Below are 21,986 nucleotides of genomic sequence, written 5' to 3' on the forward strand. Positions count from 1 at the left end.
CTGTCAGCCCTGCGCGCTGTTCGCCGCGGCGATGCGGGCGCGCACGCGGCGGCGAACCAGCCACTCGGCGGCCATCAGCACGCCGATGAGGCAGTAAGAGACCAGGCCGTTGTACAGCGTCCAGGCCGCATCGCTGGCCCATAGCGCCGTGGCGAAAGCCATGGCGCCGTTGAAGATGAAGAACAGGCACCACACCTGCGTCACGCGCCGCGTGTAGGCCACGGCTTCAGGCGGCAGCTCGGGTTCGCGCAGGCGCGCGAAACGTTCTATGGCGCTGGGCGGATAGGCCAGGCTGGCGGCAAACAGCGCGAGCAGCACGGCGCTGACGACCACCGGGTAGAGCTTGAGCGGCATCCACGCATTGCCGGCCCAGCTGAAGACGGCCAGCAGCAGGGCGCCGGCGGCAAAACCCCAGGTGACCGCCGTGCGGCTTACCACCAGGCGCGCCAGCGCCAGGCCCAGCAGCAGCAAGGCCAGCCAGCGCGGTTCGAGCCGGCCCAGGCTGAGGTAAACAATCAGCGGATAGGCCAGCGTGACAAGCGCCAGCAGCACGCCGGCGACATGTTTAGGCATCAGCCGCCTCGTGCCCCGCCGTCAGCTTGTGCAGGGCGTCGACGACGTCGCTCACGGTGCGCACCGTCTTGAAGGCTTCGGGCTGCAGCCTTTGCCCCACCAGCGGCTTGAGCTGCACCATGAGGTCGACCGCGTCAATGCTGTCGATGTCCAGGTCGTCGCGCAGGCGGGCTTCGGGCACGATGCGCTCGGCTTCGATGCCGAAGGTTTCCACAAGAATGGTCACGATGCGCTGGAATATTTCGTTTTTGGTCATGATGGCGTCCTTGCGAATGAAATCAACGCGTGCGCTGCGAGCCGACGAAGGCCGCGAGCGCCTGCACGCTGGAAAAATAGTTGCGTGTCTCTTCGGAGTCGGCCGAGACGCTGACGCCGTAGCGCCGCTGCAGGGCCAGCCCCAGTTCGAGGGCGTCGATGGAGTCCAGCCCCAGTCCCTTGACGAACAGCGGCGCGGCGGCGTCGATGTCATCGGGCGTCAGGTCCTCGAGGGCCAGGGCGCTGATGATCAGCTCCTTGATCTCGCTCTCAAGCGTTTGCGTGTCTTGGGTCACTGCGTGTCTCCGTGGTGAAATAGTCGGCCAGGTGTTCGGTCAGGCGGCGCGCGGCCAGGGCCTCGCTGTCGCGGCTGTCCACCAGGGAAGCGATGGGCATGTCGTCGCGCACCTCGATGCGGAAATGCGGGCGGCGCGCCGGGATCCGCCACCAGGGTACGCCCTTGGCGAGCATGGAGGGACTGCACTGGATCAGCACCGGCGTCACGTCGACCTTGCCGCGCACCGCCACATTGGAGGCGCCGCGCTGGAGCTTGCCGGGCGCGCCGTTCACCGGGGTGCGCGTGCCTTCGGGAAAGATGATCAGGTTGTTGCCCGCGCGCAGCGAGGCCACGCTGTCTTCGACCATCGCCGGGCCGCCGTTGTTGCAGATAAAACCCGCGGCCAGCACCGGTCCGCGCGTGAAAGGGTTGGCAGCCAGTGCGGCCTTGACGACGCAGTCGGCCCGGGCGATGAAGGAGATCAGGAAGACCACGTCGATCAGCGAAGGGTGGTTGGCCAGCACCAGCAGGCCCTGGCGATCGAGCTTTTCGAGGCCGTGCGTCTCGTAGCTGAAGATGCCCAGCCGGTGCATCAGGCCCACGAAGGCGCGGAAGGACTGGTGGATGACCCAGCGCGCCGCGAGCGACAGGCGCCGGCGGTCGCGGATGAACAGCGACAGCGCCGGAAATACCACGATCCACAACAGCAGGCCGCCCAGCCCGAAACAGCTGAAGCTCAGCGCGGTCGCGAACAGGCGCCAGGCGTAATTCAGGCGCCTAAGCATGGGCGCTCCAGCGCCAGCGTGTGCCGGCCCTGTCATAGCGCAGCAGCGGTGCGGGGGCGGCGGTTTCCTCAGGGGCTATCGACTGGAGCAGGTGGCGCAACACGGCCAGGCCGGCGGGCCAGCCCGCGGTCTCGGCATTGGCGATGCCGTCGGCTTCACCTTCACAGAGTTCCAGGCTTAGTGCCGGTGAATCGGCCTCGTCCGGATGTCCCGGATGTCCCGGACGGGCCACGCGCCAGGCCCAGGCGTATTCGCAGGCGGGCTCGTCCTCAAACCCGGCATAGCTGTCCGGCAGCGGGGCTTCGTAATACACCACCAGCACCTCGGGCGCGCCGTCGGCCAGCAGGGCGGCGGCTTCGGTCAGCGCCGCCGCGACGCTGGCGCGGCCGCCCGCCACCACCACGGTATTGCCGGTATGGCCCTGGGCGATGGAGTACAGGGCCGAGACGGCGTTGTGCACCGAGAGGCCGAAGCCGGCCGGCGACAGCGGCTGCCCTAGCACCAGGTCACCGAGCAGCGCCAGGGAGCGGGTGGCATCGCCGTAACGCGAGGCGAACACCATGGGCGCGCCGGCGGGGGATTGGCACCAGTAGGCGACCTGGCAGGCCAGGCGGCCCAGGCGGTCGACGCGGCGCCGCATCATGGCAGGCATTTCGGTGAGCGGGGGCACGGCCTCCACCAGGGGCCGGGGAAGCTGGGGAAAGCCTTTGGCCCACCGGAGCCAGTCGTCATGACGGGTGAGGCCGTCGGCATAGGCCGACCATTCAAGAAGGATGAATTCGAAGCGCAAAACTGACTCGTGGGTGGATGACCTCAATGACTGACCGGGCCGATCACAAACCATTCACCGTGCAGCGGGCCCCCCTTGTGGCCCCGCATACACGGGGCCCTCTTGTGTTTTGGACGATTTTACACACGCACAAGCAGGGCCTTGACGCCTTTTACCCACAGTTTGGCGGCTTCCGTCAGAGGTAAATCGAAGCGAATTGGGGGAAAACCAGTAGCCAAACCCGCGGCGTTTTTCGCAGGCCCAGGCGATACCATCGTTTCATTTTCCCAACAAGGTGCTGCCGTGGACCATAAATGGCTGGAAGACTTCATCGCCCTGGCACGCGAACGCAGCTTTTCGCGGGCCGCCGAGCTGCGCCACGTGACCCAGCCGCAGTTCTCGCGCCGCGTGCGCGCGCTGGAGCTCTGGGCTGGCGCCGACCTGGTCRACCGCGCCGTCGTGCCGCTGGCGCTCACGGCCGCCGGGGAAGAGCTGCTGCCCGTGGCGCGCCGCGCCGTGGACGGCCTGGGCGATGTGCGCGCCCGCATACGCCATGCGCAGGGCGGCCTTGACTGGGTCACCTTGGCGACTGGCCGCACGCTGTCGCGCACCACCGTGCCCGCCTGGCTGGCGCGCGTGAAGCGCGGCGCCGGCGAGTTCCGCCTGCGCATACTCACCGGCTCCATCCACGAAGGCGCCACCGCGCTGGAGCAGGGCGCGGCCGACTTCCTGCTGTCCTTCACGCACCCGCGCCTGCCCATGCGCCTGGACGACCAGGCTTTCGAGGGCCTGACCCTGGGCACCGAAGAGCTGGTGGCCGTGAGCGCGCCGCGCCCCGACGGGCAGGCGCTGCATGCCCTGCCCGGCAGCGCGCGCGAACCGGCGCGTGTGCTCGGTTATTCGCCCACGCTGGCGCTCAGCCAGGTCCTGCAGGACGGGCTGAGCCGCGATGCGCGTGAGTTCTTCCTGTACACCGTGACCGAGTCCGACTTCGCCGAATCCCTGCATGAGCAGGCCCTGCAGGGCGTGGGCCTGGCCTGGCTGCCGCGCGGCCTGGTCGGCGAGGACCTGCGCAGCGGCCGGCTGGTGGCGGCTGACCCGCAGGCGCTGGCGGTGCGCTTCGAGATACGGCTGTACCGCAACCGCAGCCCGCGCAACGAACTGGTGCAGCGAATCTGGGCGGCGACGACGGCCTGAGCGAGTTTGCGCATGCGCCCATGCGTGATGCGCATGCGGCGCCCAGGGACGGCTTCCTAGACTGGCTCCACTAAACAAGGAGACCGTCGTCATGCCCCCACATTCCATCTTTTCCCGCCCCCGCCCGGCCCGCGCCCTGCGCAGGGCCGCGTCCGCTTTGCTGGCGCTGCTGGCCTTTTCGGCACTTTCCACCGCGCAGGCCCAGGCCTGGCCCGCGGCCAAGCCGATTTCGCTGGTGGTGGGCTACCCGGCAGGCGGCAGCGTGGACCTGGTCGCGCGCATCATCGCCGAGCCGCTGTCCAAACGCCTGGGCACGCCGGTCGTGATTGAAAACGTGGGCGGCGCCGGCGGCACCATAGGCGCGCAGAAAGTCGTCAGCGCCAACCCCGACGGCTACACCCTGCTGCTGGGTTCGGGCAGCGAGGTGTCCATCGCCAGGCTTTACAACGCCGCCATCAAGTACAACGGCGAAACCGACCTGGCGCCGGTGGGGCTGATAGGCATCACGCCCATGGTGTTTGTGACCAACACCCAGACCGGCGTCAAGACCATCGAAGAAGCCATCGCCAAATCCAAACGCGAACGCAACCAGCTGAGTTTTGCCTCTTCGGGCATAGGCACGCCGCTGCACGTGTCGGGCGAACTCATCAACCTGATGGCCGGCACCAGCTTTCGCCACGTGCCTTATCGCGGTGCGGGCCAGCAGCTGCAGGACCTGCTGGGCGGCAACATCGAGTTCAGCGTTTCGGTGCTGTCCTCCGCGCTGCCGCACATTGAATCCGGCAGGATGGTTCCGCTGGGCGTCACCACGCCCACACGCTCGCGCGCCGCGCCGCAAATCCCCGCGCTGGCCGAGAACCCCCGGCTCAAGGGTTATGACATGAACGTCTGGTTCGGCCTTTTCGGCCCCGCGAAACTGCCGGCGCCCATGGTCGCACGGCTCAACCGCGAACTCAACGACATCCTGCGCGAGGAAGCCGTCTGGCAAAAACTCCAGAAGGCCGGCATTTCGAATGAAGGCGGCACACCCCAGGCGCTCACGGCTTTTGTGCGCGCCGAAACCCAGCGTGTGCGCGCCGTCGTCAACAAGGCCGTCAGCACCGGCGCGGCTTCATGAACGCGGGATCCGCCACAACCCTTTCGACACAGCCGCAGCGCGACGTTGCGAAATTTTTATAACCCGAAACTGGAGGAGTTGCCATGTACTTATCCGTCATACCGATGTTGCGCAGGATCGCCTGCGGCCTGCTGTTGCCGATGGCCCTTTCGGCTTCAGCACTGGCCCAGGAAGCGAAAAAACCCAACCTGGTGCTCATTGCCACCGGCGGCACGATTGCCGGCGCCGGGGCCACCAGCGCCAACACCGGCGCATACCAGGCGGCCGTGGTCGCCGTCGACAAGATCATGGCGGCAGTGCCGGAGATCCAGAACCTTGCCAAGGTCAAGGGCGAGCAGATTTTCCAGGTCGGCTCGCACAACGTCACCAACGAACGCCTGCTTCAACTTGCCCGCCGCGTGTCCGAACTCCTAAAGTCGCCGGAGGTCGACGGTATCGTGATCACCCACGGCACCGACAGCCTGGAAGAGAGCTCGTACTTTCTCAATCTCACCGTCAAAAGCAGCAAGCCGGTCGTGATGCTCGGGTCCATGCGGCCCGGTACGGCGCTCAGCGCGGATGGGCCGCTCAACCTCTACAACGCGGTGGCGGTCGCTGCGAGCAAGGAAGCGGCGGGAAAAGGAATTCTGGTGGTCATGAATGACGAGATCCACGGCGCTCGCGATGCCACCAAAACCAATGCCACCAGGGTTGACACCTTCAAGTCCCCCTATGGGCCGCTAGGCCTTGTGGTCGAAGGCCAGGCCCGGTTCTACCGTGCGCCGATTCGCCCGCATACAGTGCAGAGTGAATTCGACATCGACAAGATACAGGCCCTGCCGCAGGTAGACATTGCCTACAGCTATCAGGACATGAACCGTGCGGCTTACGACGCGCTTGTCGCATCAGGGGCCAAGGCCGTCATTCATGCCGGGTTCGGCGGGGGAAGTGTTCCGGAATACATCGCCGGCCCGCTGAACGAGATCCGCGCCAAGGGGGTGTTTGTCGTTCGGGCAAGCCGTACCGGCAGTGGTGTGGTGATCCGGAACAACTCGGTGAAGGACGACGCCAATGACTGGCTTGTTGTCGACGACCAGAATCCCCAGAAGGCTCGAATCCTGATGGCCCTGGCCTTGACGAAGACCAGGGACACCAAGGAGCTGCAAAAGATCTTCTGGAAGTACTGATGATCGGCATCCGAAACAGTTTTATTGAAGAAAAGTCCATGTTGAATATCCATAGACAGCGAGCCATACAAAGAGGCGCTCATGCCTGTCTTGAATCCTGCGCGGCGGGCGGATTGGCAATGGCCGGGGCGGCGAACTGATGCAACACCACCCGGTCCTGACCCTGCCGCCGAAGCTGGCGCGCTGGACGAATTCGCCCACCGGTGTGCCGCATGTGCACGAGCGAAGCGGCGCCGCGCCCGGCCCCGAGATATTGGTTACGGCGCTGGTGCACGGCAATGAGTACTCGGGCGCCATCGCGCTGGCCGAGCTGCTCACCGCGGGCTGGCAACCGGCGCGCGGCCGGGTCACGCTGGCCTTCTGCAATGTCGCCGCCTTTGAACGCTTTGACGCGGCCCAGCCCGACGCCTCGCGTTTTATCGACGAAGACTTCAACCGCGTCTGGGCCGCCGACGTGCTTGACGGGCCGCGCCGCAGCGCCGAGTTGGACCGCGCGCGCCAGTTGCGGCCTTTTGTGGACCGCGCCACGCATCTGCTGGACCTGCATTCCATGCACGAGCCCTGCGTGCCCTTGCTGATCACCGGCACGCTGGTGCGCAACATCGCGTTTGCGCAAGGCTTGCGCACCGCGGGCCAAGTGGTCGTCGACGCCGGCCATGCCGACGGCGTGCGCATGCGCGACTACGGCGAATTCGCGGATGCGCAAGGCGGGCGCATCGCGCTGCTGCTGGAGGCGGGCCAGCATTGGGACCCTCGCGCCGTCAGCGCCGCGCGCGACACGCTCATGCGTTTCCTGGTGCAGGCCGGCGCGCTGGCCCGCAATGAAGTGCCCATCGGCTGGCTGCTGCCGGACCGGGAGCCGCCCGCGCCTGTGGTGGTCACCGACCGTGTGGTGGCGACGTCCATGGATTTCAGTTTTAAAGAGCCCTACACCGGCGGCGAAACCATTGCCAAAGCCGGCACCATGATCGCCGTCGATGCGGGGCGCGAAGTGCTCACGCCTTATGACGACTGTGTGCTGGTCATGCCTTCGCTGCGGCAATTGCGGCCGGGGGTGACCACGGTGCGGCTGGGGCGGCGGGGCTGAGCCTGGCGCAATCCCGACGTCTTGAGCATTTTTGGCCACAGGCGAGATGGATTTTCAAATCGGGAGGCTGCCTGGCGCTGTCTTATGATGCCCCATGGTTTTCAAGACCTCTCGCGAACGCAGATCAATTTTTTTCCGGGGTAGCTCAGTGGCAGAGCACTCGGCTTGTAACCGAGTGGGCGCTGGTTCGAGTCCAGCCTCCGGATCCCTATTGCTGGCGCGGGCATGAAAGAAAACGACTCGAAGGTGGCGAGCGCAGCCAGCGTTAACCCTCATTACGCGGGCTCCCAGCTCGCGAAAGCACTGGTTGCCGCGGAGACCGGCGAAGGCGCCCAGACACAAGATGGCGCCAGGAACAAGGTCGCAGCGTGGACCAAGGTGCTGCAGAACATCGTGGGCGGCGCATTGGACTACGGCTCCAGAACACCGATCAAGGAAGTGCCTGCATGGGCCACACTGGAAGTCGTCAAAGGAGGTTTTGCAACAGGTGAGTTGCTTGCCGCCGGCGCGCTTCAAGACCACGAAAAAGCGTTGCTTGAGCGCTTGGATTCCGTTCCAGCGGGGCAGGAACGCCGTGCCTTGAATGCCTACTTCCTGACCGATGCAGGGTTGCAGGAACTGGGATGGCAGCTTGAATCCGGGTGCTATGACATCAAGGTGCCTGAGGAAGGTGCACTCCTCGTGCTTGCCTGGCTGGTGGAGAACGGTCATGTTCAGGAGGCACGTCAGCTGCTGGACCAGATTGCACCTTATTTCGGGCGTTTGCGGTTTTACCCAATTCCTCTTGAGCAAGCTCATCCGACAGGGCCTCGCGTTCATCTGCAGGACGTGTCGGCCACCTTGGGCAAGCTCCGGAAGATCAAACCGAAAAAACAGATACTGCTTCAAAGGGAGGCCGTGAATGTCTGGGGGCCGTTTTGCGATCGGATGGTTTCCCTGTTCCTGGAGACTGCCAAAGGAGACTGGCCTTGCCAGTATTACCCAGTGGACTGGCCGGCGCGCGTCATGGAATTGCTCGAAGAATATGCGGAGCTCAGGCTAAGGCATACCTTGTGCGCGCGGCCTGACGACCCGCGGGAGCATTTTGCCCAGCTGAGGCAGTTTCTCGGGAGAAGCGCAACGGCTCCCGCGTCGCTTAGCGGCAAGGAAGTCGGCCGCATCCGTGTGATCCTCGCCCGGCATGTGGCGAAACGAGGCGCCCCGGGATCGCCGCGAGGCCTCGACATCCGGCGCAAGCAGTCGGAGGACGTGCGCGCTCCCACGTTCGACCGAATGGCCCAGGTGGTCTTGCCTCGTTTGGGGAAATTCCCGGGCGACAAGGGTCTTGATGATGTTGAAGATCTGTTGGAAAGCGTGAGTGCCGAGGAGGCTTCCCAGCATGGGATTCCGGAGGGCACAAGAATTCCCGAGTCCATCCGCCGCAAGATTGACCGATGCCTTAATGAAACCGTGGCGGCCTTGACCCAACGAGAGTTGATCACTTCCGGTGAAGTCCTCGCGCAGCTGTTGCCGCAGATGACCTCGGAGATTCGTGCAATGGGCATGGGTGAGTCCAGGTCGCGTCGGCTTTACGCTGCTGTCTATCGGGCATTCCGCCGCCGCCGTTCCCTCCTTCTGCTGAATCTGGAGAGCCAGGTCAGGATCGAAGAGCTTCCCTGGATTGCCGCCATCGAAAGCTTTCGTGGTGCGGATTCGTCCGGGAGTGACCTTTCAGGCCGGGCCCTGGAGGAAATCAGCTTGCTGGCACTGACTTCGTTTCCACAGGCAATCCTGCCGAACAAACTGTTGAAAGAATTGCGGGCGCTTGCAAAAGGCGCCGACATGGACCTTCCGCTGGTCGATGAACTCGCAGCCGATATTTTTATGGGAGAGTTTTCGGAAAAGTTTGCCGAGGCAGCCAGATGGGCAGCCAGGCTGCTGGACGGAACGCTTTACTCTATCTACTACGACATCGACTACGGCGCTGTGCAGCAACTGCCGGGGGCGGTGCAGAAAACGCAACGGACGTCTCAGCCGGCCTCAGGGGCTCGCGAGCCGGATGCGTTCGCTGAAATCTGCCGCAAACGTGCCGGTGTTCCATCCGGGGCTCGTGCCCCCGCCTCCAATGGGATGGTCATCGAGCAGCAGCAGATTTTGACAACACAGAATCTGGCGACCCTGTTCTCCGTTCCCGGATTGAAGCAAGGGCTTCAGGAGCATCTGGGCCAGATGGCGATGGATTGCTTCAAATGGATCTGCAAACGCCAGCAGGTTAAATCCGCTGGATGGCACGGGCAACTGCTGATGCTCAAGAACACCGCTTACGCCTGGCGCCAGATGATTGTCTTTCTTGCTCTGTTGCCCAAAAGTGATCTCGAAGATTTCATGTCTTGGGCGCAAAGCCATTTGGAAGCGCAGCCACCTGAATTCAGGACGCGGTTTGGGCCCGTGCTGACGAGCCTCATGGCTGCGTCGAAAAGCAGCCTGCCTGAAGGCCGGGCGGCGGACGCCATGGGGCCCCATCGTTTCCTGGGGTGGTCAAAGGAGCGCCATTGGCTGTTGGGCAGCGCGCCCGCATGACCGCCAAAACCCTGGAAAAAACCGCGGTGCTACACCAGCGGAAGCCGTATCCATAAACGCGCACCGGTGGGCGCCAGGGCTTTGGGGTGGCGAGCCTGGTGGGCTTGCCGCGGCCAGAAGTGTTCGGGTGCGGCGTGTCTAGGCAACAGCTTGCGTGTATCCGCAGTGCTGATTTCGTCCAAGTGCCTGAACGCGGGTGAGTCCGGCTCACCGAGAACACCGGGTGCCTGCCCAGCGCGTTGTCGAGTGTCGCGAGGCGATGCTGGGGCTAGCTTCAGTTCTTTGGCCACCATAGAAATTCCGTCTAGATGAAGATGATTGGCACGGTCGGTGCGAGCTTGAATTCAGAAGTTCAACTCGTCGAGCTCGGCGGCAGTCAGGTCACGAACGCGCTTTGTTGATTCGCGGGCTTGCAAGGCAGGTAGCGCGGCATCATTCATTCGTGCGCCTGTGCGAGCAGCCAGGTACGGAACACCGCGAGGGCCTCAAGCTTCGATGATTCCTCGGGATACACCAGGTAGTAGCCGCGAGGAGAAATCCATTGTTTCTTCGACAGCCGGCGTAAACGGCCGGTCGCCAGTGCATCGCTGGCCATGAAATCGGGCAGCAGCACCGCTCCCAGGCCCGCTATCGCGGCATTCAGCGCCATGGACATCAACTCGTAGCGCGGCCCCTCCTGGCCCGTGCCTATTTCGATGCCGGCGTGGTCGAACCATTTGCGCCACGCGTCCAGCACGGTCGTGTGGTGCACCAGCGCCGACATCGGGGTGCGGGAGCTCAGCGATTTGCCGTTTTTGGCGATCCATGCCGGTGCGGCATAAGGCGCCATCGCCAGGGGCAAGACAAAATCGTTGTGCAGGCCGGCACGCTTGCCGTCGCCGAACTCGAGCGAGGCATCCACCGCCATGCTCTTGAAATCAACCGACCCCACGCGCGTGGCGAAATTCAGGGTGATCTCGCTGTGCGCGCGCGTGAAGTCCGGCAGGCGCGGAATCAGCCAATAGCTGCCCAGCGATGCGCCGACCGACACGGCCAGCGACCCCCCGCGCCCCTTGAGCGCCATCACGTTGGCCGTCGCGCGTTCGAGGCGCTGGAGAATGGGGCCGACTTCGTCCAGGTAGTAGCGGCCGGCTTCCGTGAGCACGACCGCATCCCGCCGCCGCACGAAGAGCTTGACGTCAAGGCGGCTTTCAAGCGCCATGATCTGGCGGCTGACCGCGCCCTGCGTCAGGTGAAGCTCCTGCGCGGCGGCGGTGAAAGACCGCAGGCGCGCGCTGGCCTCAAGGCAGACCAGGGACATGGTGGAGGGCGCGCGCAGCATCATGGTGCATGAGAAAAAAGCATGGAAGACGCAGAAATTGTCGTTTGTAGCTGAAGGTTTGTCCACGCATCATTCGGTTTCCTCATTCCTGATTCCCAAGGTGACCTCCATGACCGACTACCGGACAACGCGGCGAACACTCCTCAAGCTGGGGGCCGTCGCGATGGCCTCCTCACCCCTGCTGGCACGCGCCGCCTGGCCCGACCGGCCCATACGCCTGATCGTTCCATCCGCCGCGGGCGGCTCGCCCGACAACATCTGCCGCATCCTGACCGGCGAGTTGGTGAAGGCCCTGGGCCAGCCTTTTGTGATCGACAACAAGCCCGGCGCCAGCGGCAATATCGGCATGCAGGAAATCGTGCGCGCGGCGCCCGACGGGTACACGCTGGGATACGGCAATGTGGGCACGCTGGCGATCAACAAATCGCTTTTCTCCAAGCTACCCTACGACCCGGACAAACAGCTGGTTCCCGTGGCGCTGCTCGGTTATGTGCAGAATGCGCTCGTCGTCCGCAATGACCTGGGAGTCAAGAACGTGGCCGAGTTGATCGCGCTGGCCAAATCCAGGCCCGGCAAACTCAGCATGGCGTCTCCCGGCAACGGCACCACGGGCCACCTGGGCGGCGAACTGTTCAAGAGCATGACCGGCACCTTCATGACCCACGTGCCTTACCGCGGCAGCCCGCAGGCCATCCAGGACCTCATGGGCGGGCAGGTCGACCTGATGTTCGACAACCTGTCGTCCATCGCGCCGCACATCAAGAACGGGCGCATCAAGGCGCTCGGCGTTTCCGGCCGGGCGCGCAGCCCGCTGTTTCCCGAGGTGCCGACCATCGGGGAGTTCGTCAAGGGTTATGAAACCACGGCCTGGGGCGGCATTGTCGCGCCGGCCGGCACGCCGCGCGAGGTCGTGTTGCGGCTCAACGGGGAAATCAACAAGGTGCTGGGCAGCGCCGCGGTCAATGAGCGCTATGCCGCCATTTCCTTCGAGACCACCATAGGCTCGCCCGACCGGCTGTTTGATCGCGCCCTGCGCGAGACGCGGATGTGGACGGAGGTCGTCAAGCGCGCCGGCGTCCAGGTGGATTGAACGCGCATGTTCGATTCCATCATTGAGGGCGGAGAGCTTATTGACGGTACGGGAGCCCCACGGGTGCGCGCCGACCTCGGCATGTCCCAGGGGAAAATTCTCGCCATCGGCGACCTGTCGGCCGCCCCAGCGCGCGAACGGGTCAGCGCGCACGGGCGAATTGTCGCGCCGGGTTTTATCGACGTGCACACCCATGATGACCGCCTGCTGCTCTTGCCCACCACCGGCGCGCATCCCAAGCTGTCGCAGGGCGTGACGACCGTGGTGTCGGGCAACTGTGGCGTGAGCCTGGCCCCCTTGCAGACACGCCATCCGCCGCCGCCGCTGGACATCCTCGGAACGGACGGCTGGATCTACCCGAGCTTCGCCGCCTACCTGGAGGCGCTCGACCAGTCTCCGCTGGCCGTCAACGTTGCCTGCCTGGTGGGCCACTCCACGCTGCGGGTCAAGCACATGGCCGACCTTGACCGGCCCGCCACCCTCGCGGAATCGGCGGGCATGGCGGCGGAACTCGCAGGCGCGCTGGCCGCGGGCGCCATCGGCCTGTCAACGGGCTTGTACTATCCGCCCGCGAAAGCGGCCACGGCCGAAGAGGTGATTGCCGTGGGCGCGCAACTCAAGGCCGCCGGCGGCATGGTGGCCATGCACATCCGCGATGAAGGCGACGCCATCGACGAGGCGCTGCGCGAGGCCTTGCACATAGGCCGCGAACTGGGCGTGGGCACCGTCATTTCCCATCACAAGTTGGTCGGCACGGCCAACCACGGCCGCTCCGTGCAGACCCTGGCGATGCTGGAGCAGGCGGCGCGAGGGCAATCGGTCTGCTTTGACTGTTATCCCTACAACGCCTCGTCCACCATGCTGCTGCCGTCCCGCGTGAAGCAGTCGAGCGACGTGCTCGTGACCTGGTCCCAGCCCGAGCCCGGTGTTGCGGGCCGCTCCCTGAAAGAGCTCGCGCGCGAGAGAAACCAGACCGAGGAAGAGGTGGCGCGGGCCTTGCAGCCGGCAGGGGCCATTTACTTCGCCATGAGCGAGGAGGACGTCAGCCGCATCCTGAGCCATCCCATGGCCATGGTCGGCTCGGACGGCCTGGCGCATGACGTGCGCCCGCATCCGCGTTTGTGGGGAACTTTCCCGCGCGTGCTGGGGCATTACGTGCGCGAGAGAAAGCTGTTTTCGCTCGAGACCGCCATCTACAAAATGACGGGGCTCAGCGCAAGGCGCTTCGGCCTCGCCGGCCGGGGAATCCTGGCGGCCGGAAACGACGCGGACATCGTCGTCTTTGATGAGCACCGCGTTGCCGCCAATGCCAGCTACGAGCAGCCCACCGAAACCAGTTCGGGAATCGATGCGGTTTTTGTCAACGGCCAGCTCGCCTGCCGGGACGGCCTCAGTGTCCGGGTGGATGCCGGCCGGGTGCTGCGAAGGCGGGGCGCGTTTTCATGAGGCTGCCCGGATGACCGCCGCAGCGCTACACCAGCGGAAGCCGTATCCATAAACGCGCACCCGTGGGCGCCAGGGCTTCATAACCCGCCTGGCCGCCGTGCCGCTCGGCCACGCTGTGCACAAAGTAAAGGCCCAGGCCGGTGCCGTGCGCCGTCTGCTGCGCCGCTTTCTGCGTGCTGAAGCGTTCGAACAGGTGGGGCAGCATTTCCGCGCTGACACCGGGCCCCTGGTCGGACACCGACAGTTCGGCCTTTCCGCCTTGCAGGGCCAGCGTCAAGGTGACGCTGCCGCCCGCGGGCGAGAAGCGCAGGGCGTTGTGCAGCAGGTTGTCGAGCGCGCGCTCGAGCAGGTGGAAGTCGCCGCGTATCCACACCGGCTCATCGGGGATGTGGCGCAGCAGGCGCACGGATTTTCCCTGCGCCGATTCGTAGACCGCATCGGTGGCCTGGTGCGCGACGCTGCCGAGGTCGATTTCGCGCAGGTCCTTCTGCTCCAGACTTTGCACGCGGGCAATCGACAGAAAGGATTGCGCCAGCTTGTGCGCGCGGCGCAATTGCTGGAAAAGCCGGTGCTGGTGCGTCTCGTCCAGCGTTCCGCCGCCCAGCTGCTGCACGGCGGCGGCCAGGGGCACGCGGATGTCGTGCGACAGGAAAGCCAGGGTCTCCTCGCGCTCCTTGTGCAGGTCGTGAAAGCGCTGCTGCGCCTGCTTGACGTGGTCGATGCGCTGCTCGAACCTGAGCCGGTGAAAAGGGCTGTCCGCCGCCGCGCCGGTCAATTGATGGAGCTGCCAGTCCAGGTAGCGCCTGGCCGTTTCGAGGCGGCGCCAGCTCCACAAGGGGTAGGCCGCGATCGCGGCGACCAGGGCGCCTGAGGGTGCAAACCAGCGCCCGGACACCAGGGGCAGGGCCACGCTGAAGGCCACCAGCGCCGCAAACCATGCGGTGTTGACCAGCAGGCCCGGCAATGGCATGAAGCGCAGCGCCCACAGCAGCGGCACCAGCGCCAGCGCGGCACTCAGTGCCAGCGTCCAGGCCCTTCCCAGCGGCACGATGAAGCGGTCGTCGCGCAGGTTCAGCAGCACGTTGGCCAGCACTTCCACGCCCGGCATGGCGGCGCCGTTGGTGGTGACCGGTGTGGACAGGATATCGCCCATGCCGGCCGCCGTCGCGCCCACGAAAACGATCTTGCCGCGCAGTGCCTGGGCCGGTTCGCCGGGGCGCATGAGTTCCGCCGCCGAGACGGTGGGTATCGTGCCCGGCGGGCCGGCAAAGCGCAGCAGGCGCGGCTCGCGCCGCACCAGCGTGGGCGCCTGTTCAGTGACGGGCTTGGCCTCGTTTCCGGGCGGCAGGTAGGCGGCATCGGCCGGGGGCTGCCAGCCGCTGACTTGCAGCGCGGTTTGCGCCAGCAAGGGCCAGTCGGCGCTGCCCACGCCTTCCCACAGGTCAACGCCGCGCGCCACGCCGTCGTCGTCCAGGCGCACGCTCACGCGCCCCAGGCCGGCGGCGGACCGCGCCAGCAACGGGATGGGCGGCGACTCCAGCAACTGGCCGCCCTGGCGGGCGCTTTCCATCACGACCGGCAGCGTCACATTGCCGCAGGCGCGCATGGCCTTGGCCAGGGCCAGGTTGCCGGCGGGGTCGTCGCCGGTCTCGTTGAAGGCGATGTCCATCGCCACGGCTTTCGGCGAGGCCCGGCATATCTGCTGCAGCAATTCGGCGTGGACGCGGCGCGGCCAGGGCCAGCGGCCGAGTTCCTGCAGGCTGGCCTGGTCGATCGCCACGATCACCACGCCGGACGGCGCGGGCTGCGCGCCCAGCCGCTGCGAGAGGTCGAAGACAAAATGGTCGATGCGCGCCAGCCAGCCGCTGGCGCTCATGCCCAGCGCCAGTGCGGCCAGCACCAGGCCCATGCCCAGGAGTTCACGCAGGCTGTGCGCGCTGCGGGGCGGAGGAGTGTCTCGCATGCCGGCCTACAGCAGCAACAGCGGCAAGCCCAACATCCAGAGATAAGGATGGCGCGAGGGCACGTCTATCTTCTGCAGCATGGGTGGCCCGGCGGTGCCGTCCTGGTTGTCGACCAGGCGGACGCCGAGGAAATGCGCGCCGCCCGAGGGGCGGGGCAGGCGGATCGCGCCGTCGAAGGAGTCCTGTTGCTGGTCCTCGGGCGCCATGGCGGGCGTGCCCGACACCGAGACCCGGTAGTGATGATCCGGCGGCGGCGCGGGCAGGTCCAGCAGCAGCGCGTCGGCCTCGTAGCGCAGGGCGGCCTGGCCCAGGTCGGGCATCCCCGGCGCGGGTTTGTAGCTGAAAGACGATGCGGGAGACCATGGCCCCTGCTCGCCTTGCGCCGTGATGCTGGCCACGCGCCAGTGCAGCTTGCCCTCGGGGAGGTCGTCCGCGGGCAGCCACTCGGTCTGCGGCACGGGCTGGTCCAGCAACAGTTGCGCGAAGTTCTCCGACTGCGAAGCCTGCACCCGGTAGCGCGCGGCATCCACCGCGCTGGTCCAGCGCAGCGCCGGGCGCGGCGAGCGCACGGTGGCGGCGCGGCCCGGCGCCTGCAGGGCGGGGGCGAAGGGGCGGGCGGCCACGGTGAAGCCGTGCCGCGCTTCCAGTCCCTGCAGGCCCAGTGCATCCAGGGCGCGCACGCGCAGGATGTAGCGGCCGTTGGGCAGGTCGGCAAAACTCAGGACGCCGGAGCCCGGCGCCGAGCTTCTCTCCGCGAGGATGGCGTCAAAGCTGCTGTCCTGGGAAACCTGGCCCCACAAGACGGCGCCTTGTTCGCCGCGCGCGGGAGGCAATGAAAAGCGCAGGGGCAGTTGCTCCAGGCGCGGCGGCAGGGCCGACACGTCGGGCGCGCGGGGCAGGGCGCGGGGCGGCAAGGGCGCTTCGCCCGGGCGCGCAACAGTGCCGAAGCCGGGGCCCACCACCACGGTTTTTCCGGTGGCATCCACGCCGACGGACCCTTCCAGTGTTTCCTCGCGCGTCTGGCCGGCCTCCACGCCGACGCGGAACACCGTGCCGCGCACCACCGCCTGGGCGCTGGGCGTCAGCACGCGCAAATTCTGCTGCGTGCGGCGTCCCGGGTTGTCGGTGATTTCCGTCTGGCCCTGTAGCAGGCGGACCCGCGTGTCGGCCATCAGGCCGTTGGCATACAGGCTGAGGGTGTCCAGCACCAGCGTCGAGCCCGGATGCACGCGCAACTGCGTGCCGTTGGCCAGCTCCAGCGTGGCGCTGGCCAGGGCCTCGGTCTGGAGCTCGGCCCCCACCGACAGGACCTGTCCCGTGGACGCGCTTTTCCACGCGCCCTCGGGCTCGCGCCAGCGCACGCTGCCGTGCACTGTTTTTAACGTGGCCTGGCCGGGGCTGCTGCGCAGCATGGAGGAGGGAATGCGCAGCACCGTGCCGGGCGGAATGCGATGCGGGTCGGCGATCCGGTTGAGCCGCTGCACCACGTCCCAGCGCTGCGGGTCCACCAGGTGGCGCTGGCCCAGGCTGATCAGCGTGTCCCCGGGACGCACGCTGTAAAGCCAGGCCGGCGTGCCGGAAGCCTTGTCGGGCGCGCCGGCGGCGGGCAGGGGCTGGGCCGGCGCGAAGGCGGCGATGCCAAGCGACAGAAGCCCGCCGGCGGCAATTTTTTTGTACATGGGAAGGCTTCCGGAACATGCCGGCCCGGCAGGGCGGTGGCCTGGCTCGAACTTGCGGGAGGAGGGTGAGTGGACCTCAGTCATGCAGCCACTCGAGACGGTAGCCCTGGCCGTAGACCGACACCAGGCGCCAGCCCGATTCGGGAGACAGTTTGAGCTTTCTGCGCAGGGCGCTGGCCTGCACGTCGACCTTGCGCGACTCCACGTCGGTGTTGTGCCCCCAGACCGTCAGCAGCAGGTGGGAGCGCGTCAGCAGGCGCCCCACGTTCTGCAGCAGATGCAGGGCGAAATCGGTTTCCAGCTCGGTCAGCTCTACGCGCCGGCCTTCCACAAAGAATTGCCGGGTGCTGAAGTCCACTTCCAGCTGTCCCCAGGCGCGGCGCCGAGTTTCTTGTTGCAAGCCCGAGCGGTGCAGCACGACATTGAGCCGCGCCAGCAGGATGGGCCGGGAAACCGGTTTGACCAGGTAGTCGACCGCGCCGGCCGACAGCATCTGCACCACGTCGTCCTCGCTGTCGCGCGCCGTCAGAAAAATCACCGGCGGGCAGGCGTCCTTGAGCTGCAGCCGCAGCCTTGCCAGCACCTCGGGCCCCGACATGTCCGGCACCAGCCAGTCCAGCAGGCAGGCCGCGTACTGCCCTCTTTCCACGGCCCGCGCGCAGTCGGCGCCGCGGCTGAACAGATCCACCGCCAGGCCTGCTTCCCTTATCCATCCACAGATTGCTTCGGCGGTTTCAGGCTCGTCTTCCAGGTAGGCGATTCGGGGCGCGGAAGTGTGAGGCATACGAATTCAGGTGCCGGGGTTTAAGCCGGATTGCTACTTTCAGTTACATATTTAGGGGGTCTAAGGACTTACGAGTTTAGTGGTCTGACAACTGTCTGCCCACCCCTATTCGCCTCGAGTGTTGGTAATTAGTAAGTGTAAACAAGGATTTACCCTCTGTTTGTGACAGGCCTCCTATCATCCGCCGCGCTAGTACCTTTTACCTCCTGTCACAACTATGCTCGAACTATTCCGACGCTGCGCGAAACACCTGGGCAAGCTGCCGACCCCGGCCTCCTGGATCCGTCCGGGGTCCGTTTTGCTCGGTTTGGGGCTACTGCCGGCGGCCGCTTTTGCCCTGACCGCCTCGGTCACGGCCGTGATTCCGGCACAGGGTATTTACCCGGGTGAAACCGCGATATTGCGCATCGCGCTGTCGAACAGCGACCCGGTTGCGGCGACCAATGTGGCTTTCAGCAACAGCCTGCCGGGCCTGTTGCCCAACGGCCTCAAGGTGGCCGGCGCGGTCACCAACGGTTGCGGCGGTGCATTCACGGCGGCACTCGGAACGCAGGCGCTGGACCTCACGGGCGGCAGCATTCCGGCCGCCGCCGGGGGAATCGACGGACAGTGCGTGATCGACATTCCGGTCACCGCCGGCACCTCGACCGGCAACGCGACCTCCTATGCCTACCAAATCCTCAATGCGGCAGTGACCAGCAGCGCCGGCAGCAACAGCGGGGACGTCTCGCAGACCTTCAATGTGCGGGCGCTGCAGCAGCCGCAGATTTCCAAGGGCTTCGGCAGTTCCACCGTAGTGCTCGGAGGCGCGACAACCAACCTGACCATCACGCTGACCAACCCGAACCCGGTGGCGATCGAAGGCTTCAGCATCACCGACAACTTCCCGCAACTGGGCGGCAGCGCCATCATCAAGGTCGCGGCCGCACCCGGCGCCAGCGCCAGCTGCACCAGCGGGCCCGCGCCCGCGTTCAACCCGGCGCCGGCGGCAGGCGCCACCAGCGTCACCGGCACGGGCRACATTCCCGCCAACGGTAGCTGCACGTTTGTGGTCGCCGTGGAAGCGTCGCAGACCAACGGCCAGTACACCACCAACGCCCAGAGCAACCTGATCAACCGCAGCAGCGACTTCAGCAATGCGCTGGGCATTCCGGCGCAGGCCAACGCGCAGGCCAACATCACCGTGAGGTCGCCGCTCAGCGTGGCCAAGGCGTTTTCCGGCACCTCGCTGTCCAGCGGTTCCGCCGGCAGCCTCACCATCACGCTGACCAACAGCGGCAACACGCCGCTCAACGTCACGACCTTCGACGACAGCCCGATCGACGGCCTGGGCGGCGTCAACCCGGCGACCGGCCTGAACGTCACCTCGGCGTCCACCACTTGCGCCGGCGGCGCGGCCGCCGCCATCGACAGCAACAAAGGCGTCAGGCTGACCGGCGGCACCATTCCCGCGAACGGCAGCTGCACGGTCACCGTCAACTACACCGGCTTTGTCCAGGCCTCGGGCGTTCCGGTGACCTACACCAACAACATCCCGCAAGGCGCGGTCGACGTCGGCAACGCGGCCATCAAGAGCCAGAGCGCTTCGGCCACCATCCTGGTCGCTGACGACTTGCGCGTCCTCAAGTCGGCGCTGCCGGCCAGCCCCGTCGCGCCCGGCAACCCGGTCCAGTACCAGCTCACGGTGCAGAACTACGGCGCCGGTGCGATCAGCAACCTGACGGTGACCGACAACTTCAGCAACGGCCAGACCTTTCTGACCGGCACCATAGGCGGCATCAACTACACGCCGACCGTGAGCGCCGGCTGCGGCAACGTCAATTCCGCGAGCGCCCTCGGCAGCGCCACGGCGGTGTTCACGGTGGACACCGTGCCGGCCCGCGCCAGCCCCAGCGTGCCCGGCGCCTGCGTCATCACCATGTGGGCCATGGCCTCCAGCACGGCGGTGGCTTCCTCGGGCAACACCATCGCGCCCGGCGGTGTCTGCTACAACGCCGGCGCCACCTGCAACGGCGGCGCTTCCAACTCGACCAGCGTCGTGACCAATGCCGCCGTGATGGCGGCCACCAAGGCATTCGCCCAGTCGTCCCCCGGCGTCAGCACCTTTGCCGAAGGCACCATCGTCCGCATGACCATCACGCTGACGAACAAGTCGGCGAACCCGCTGACCAACGTTTCGATTTCCGACACGCTGCAGCTGGCCAACAGCGGGGGCGGGCAGTTGCGCATCGCCAACCCGGCGAATGCGGCCAGCACCTGCGGCAGCCCGGTCATCACCGCGGTCGCCGGTTCCACCTCGGTGGGACTGAACGGCGGCACCGTGCCCGCGCGCGCCGGCAACGGCCTCGGCGCCGACGGCAGCTGCGTGCTGCAGGTCGACGTCGTCGGCCCGGCCGGCGTCTACCCGAACACCGCCACCGTGGGCGGCACGCAGACCTTCGGCAACGGCAGCACGCAGGCGCTGGTCCCCGTGACCACCAATACCGCGACGCTGACCTACACCTCGGCGCTGAGCGCGGCCAAGAGCTTCAACCCGGCCAACGTTTCCTCGGGCGGCAAGTCCACCGTCACGGTGCAGCTGCTGAATTCCAGCGCGCTGGCCCTGACCAATGTGAGCGTGACCGACCCCCTGCCTGCGGGCATGGTGCTGGCCAATCCGCCGAACGGGCAGACGACCTGCGCCGGCCCCACGGCCATCACCGGCGCCGCCGGCGCCGGCAGCATTTCCCTCACGGGCGCCAGCATCGCGGGCAGCGGCAATTGCGCCTTCCTGTTCGACGTGGTCGCCACCGGCGCGGCCAACTGGGTCAACACCATCCCGCCCGATTCCATCCTGGCCGACGGCGGTGTGCGCAACGTCGCCCCGGTCAGCGGCACCCTGCTGTTCACCCCGCCCACCGGCATCGCGGTCAGCAAGGCCACGTCCATCAGCTCGTTGACCTTTCCGGGCGAGCCCAGCCGCCTCACGATCAACATCGCCAACGGCACGCAGGCGGTCACCAACCTGCGCTTCACCGACTACTTCACCGTGGGCGGCACGGCGGGCGGCACCAATAACGGCTGGGTGCTGACGCCGAATCCCGCGCCCGCCACGACCTGCCCCGGCGGCGTGGTGACCGCGGTGGCGAACACGCGCCTGGTCAGCCTGGACGGTGTCGTGCTCGCGGCCAACGCCAGCTGCCAGCTCAGCGTCAACGTGACTTCCACCGTGACCGGCGGCAATACCAACACCATTCCGGCCGGCGCCATCGCGACGGACCAGAACCTCAGCAACGCCAACCCGGCGACCACCAGCCTGGCCATCAGCACCAACATCGGCCTGGTCAAGCAGTTCACGCCGAACGTGGTCAAGCCCGGCGCGCGCTCGCGTTTGCGCATCACCTTTTACAACCCGCTGTCGCAGCCCGTCAGCAACCTTGCCGTCACCGACACCCTGCCGGCCGGCGTGACCGTGCCCAGCGGCGCCAACCCGACAACGACCTGCCAGGGCGCGACGGTGTCCTCGACGGCCAACAGCGTGCAGGTTTCCGGCGGCACCATCCCCGCCGCGGCCGGCAACGTGCCGGCGACCTGCCAGGCTGAAATCGACGTGCTCGTCGCGGCCCAGGGCGATTACGTCAACACCATTCCCACCAACGCGCTGACCGCCAGCGCCGGCGGCAACCCGCTGTCGAACACGCAGCCCACCAGCGACACGCTGCGCGCGAAATCGCCGGTCGTGGTGCACAAGGCCTTCAGCGCCCGCACCCTGGACGCCGGCAACCCGGTCGGCTTCACGACCGGCTCAGACAGCAAGGCGCCCGGCGCGCCGGCCGTGCTGACCCTGCGTTTTGACAACCCGAACAACACCGCCCTGACCGGCCTGACCCTGACCGACGCCTTGCCCGCGGGCTTGGTGGTGGCGCCCACGCCCGCGG

The 21,986-nt window shown here is 66.4% G+C and carries 17 protein-coding genes and 1 tRNA gene; 9 read left to right on the forward strand and 9 right to left on the reverse strand.

Annotated elements, in window-relative coordinates; translation table 11 throughout:
• Window positions 1–3 precede the first annotated feature (3 nt).
• Genes AC1D1Y_RS21265 through AC1D1Y_RS21285 form a run of 5 tightly spaced genes read right to left on the reverse strand, consistent with a single transcriptional unit; the run spans window position 4 to window position 2,680 of the window.
• A complete protein-coding gene (locus tag AC1D1Y_RS21265; RefSeq protein WP_477684099.1) occupies window positions 4–573 on the reverse strand; it encodes a COG4648 family protein in 570 nt (189 codons plus the stop codon).
• A complete protein-coding gene (locus AC1D1Y_RS21270) occupies window positions 566–829 on the reverse strand; it encodes an acyl carrier protein (protein WP_477653090.1) in 264 nt (87 codons plus the stop codon). Before AC1D1Y_RS21270 ends, AC1D1Y_RS21265 begins: the two co-directional genes overlap by 8 nt.
• A 22-nt stretch (window positions 830–851) precedes the next feature.
• Window positions 852–1,124 (reverse strand): phosphopantetheine-binding protein, encoded by a 273-nt coding sequence (locus tag AC1D1Y_RS21275; protein ID WP_477653091.1) that lies wholly within the window; start codon window positions 1,122–1,124, stop codon window positions 852–854.
• A complete protein-coding gene (locus AC1D1Y_RS21280) occupies window positions 1,099–1,890 on the reverse strand; it encodes a lysophospholipid acyltransferase family protein (protein ID WP_477684100.1) in 792 nt (263 codons plus the stop codon). Before AC1D1Y_RS21280 ends, AC1D1Y_RS21275 begins: the two co-directional genes overlap by 26 nt.
• Window positions 1,883–2,680, reverse strand: coding sequence for a beta-ketoacyl synthase chain length factor (locus tag AC1D1Y_RS21285; RefSeq protein WP_477684101.1), 798 nt, complete (start codon window positions 2,678–2,680; stop codon window positions 1,883–1,885). The genes AC1D1Y_RS21280 and AC1D1Y_RS21285 overlap by 8 nt, the downstream gene beginning before the upstream one ends.
• 282 nt (window positions 2,681–2,962) lie before the next feature.
• Between AC1D1Y_RS21285 and AC1D1Y_RS21290 the strand changes: the two genes are divergently transcribed.
• The 6 genes from AC1D1Y_RS21290 to AC1D1Y_RS21315 all read left to right on the forward strand — a co-directional run bounded on the left by AC1D1Y_RS21290 (window position 2,963) and on the right by AC1D1Y_RS21315 (window position 9,785).
• Window positions 2,963–3,856, forward strand: coding sequence for a LysR substrate-binding domain-containing protein (locus AC1D1Y_RS21290; protein WP_477684102.1), 894 nt, complete (start codon window positions 2,963–2,965; stop codon window positions 3,854–3,856).
• Between the two features lie 91 nt (window positions 3,857–3,947).
• Window positions 3,948–4,973: a Bug family tripartite tricarboxylate transporter substrate binding protein gene (locus tag AC1D1Y_RS21295; RefSeq protein ID WP_477684103.1), complete on the forward strand. Its 1,026-nt coding sequence runs from the start codon at window positions 3,948–3,950 to the stop codon at window positions 4,971–4,973.
• An 83-nt stretch (window positions 4,974–5,056) separates the two neighbouring features.
• Window positions 5,057–6,139 carry an asparaginase gene (locus AC1D1Y_RS21300; RefSeq protein ID WP_477684104.1) on the forward strand — a complete coding sequence of 361 codons (1,083 nt, stop codon included), beginning with the start codon at window positions 5,057–5,059 and terminating at the stop codon, window positions 6,137–6,139.
• Window positions 6,140–6,278: 139 nt separating this feature from the next.
• On the forward strand, window positions 6,279–7,226 hold the full coding sequence (locus tag AC1D1Y_RS21305; protein ID WP_477684105.1) for a M14 family metallopeptidase: 948 nt from the start codon (window positions 6,279–6,281) through the stop codon (window positions 7,224–7,226).
• 134 nt (window positions 7,227–7,360) lie between these two features.
• Window positions 7,361–7,432: transfer RNA gene (locus AC1D1Y_RS21310), tRNA-Thr, on the forward strand.
• 19 nt (window positions 7,433–7,451) lie between these two features.
• On the forward strand, window positions 7,452–9,785 hold the full coding sequence (locus tag AC1D1Y_RS21315; RefSeq protein ID WP_477684106.1) for a hypothetical protein: 2,334 nt from the start codon (window positions 7,452–7,454) through the stop codon (window positions 9,783–9,785).
• 436 nt (window positions 9,786–10,221) lie between these two features.
• On the opposite strand, the gene AC1D1Y_RS21320 is transcribed toward AC1D1Y_RS21315, so the two are convergent.
• On the reverse strand, window positions 10,222–11,109 hold the full coding sequence (locus tag AC1D1Y_RS21320) for a LysR substrate-binding domain-containing protein (RefSeq protein ID WP_477684107.1): 888 nt from the start codon (window positions 11,107–11,109) through the stop codon (window positions 10,222–10,224).
• A gap of 106 nt (window positions 11,110–11,215) precedes the next feature.
• Here AC1D1Y_RS21320 and AC1D1Y_RS21325 point away from each other — a divergent pair, with 106 nt between their 5' ends.
• Together AC1D1Y_RS21325 and AC1D1Y_RS21330 are read left to right on the forward strand one after the other, a co-directional pair.
• A complete protein-coding gene (locus AC1D1Y_RS21325; RefSeq protein ID WP_477684108.1) occupies window positions 11,216–12,196 on the forward strand; it encodes a Bug family tripartite tricarboxylate transporter substrate binding protein in 981 nt (326 codons plus the stop codon).
• A gap of 6 nt (window positions 12,197–12,202) precedes the next feature.
• Window positions 12,203–13,642, forward strand: a complete 1,440-nt coding sequence (locus AC1D1Y_RS21330; protein ID WP_477684109.1) for an N-acyl-D-amino-acid deacylase family protein — start codon at window positions 12,203–12,205, stop codon at window positions 13,640–13,642.
• Between the two features lie 25 nt (window positions 13,643–13,667).
• Here the strand turns inward: AC1D1Y_RS21330 and AC1D1Y_RS21335 are convergent, their stop codons facing one another.
• From AC1D1Y_RS21335 to AC1D1Y_RS21345, 3 genes are all read right to left on the reverse strand, one after another.
• Entirely contained in the window at window positions 13,668–15,605 is a 1,938-nt protein-coding gene (locus AC1D1Y_RS21335; protein ID WP_477684110.1) for a CHASE2 domain-containing protein, read from the reverse strand.
• 6 nt (window positions 15,606–15,611) lie between these two features.
• Complete coding sequence (locus AC1D1Y_RS21340) at window positions 15,612–17,285, reverse strand: FecR family protein (RefSeq protein WP_477684111.1); 1,674 nt, start codon at window positions 17,283–17,285, stop codon at window positions 15,612–15,614.
• A gap of 76 nt (window positions 17,286–17,361) precedes the next feature.
• Complete coding sequence (locus tag AC1D1Y_RS21345; RefSeq protein WP_477684112.1) at window positions 17,362–18,069, reverse strand: response regulator transcription factor; 708 nt, start codon at window positions 18,067–18,069, stop codon at window positions 17,362–17,364.
• A gap of 217 nt (window positions 18,070–18,286) precedes the next feature.
• On the opposite strand from AC1D1Y_RS21345, the gene AC1D1Y_RS21350 reads away from it, so the two are divergent.
• On the forward strand, window positions 18,287–21,986 hold a 3,700-nt coding region (locus AC1D1Y_RS21350), incomplete at its 3' end, for a beta strand repeat-containing protein (RefSeq protein WP_477684113.1).

This window comes from Polaromonas sp. P1_G1 (assembly GCF_056405595.1).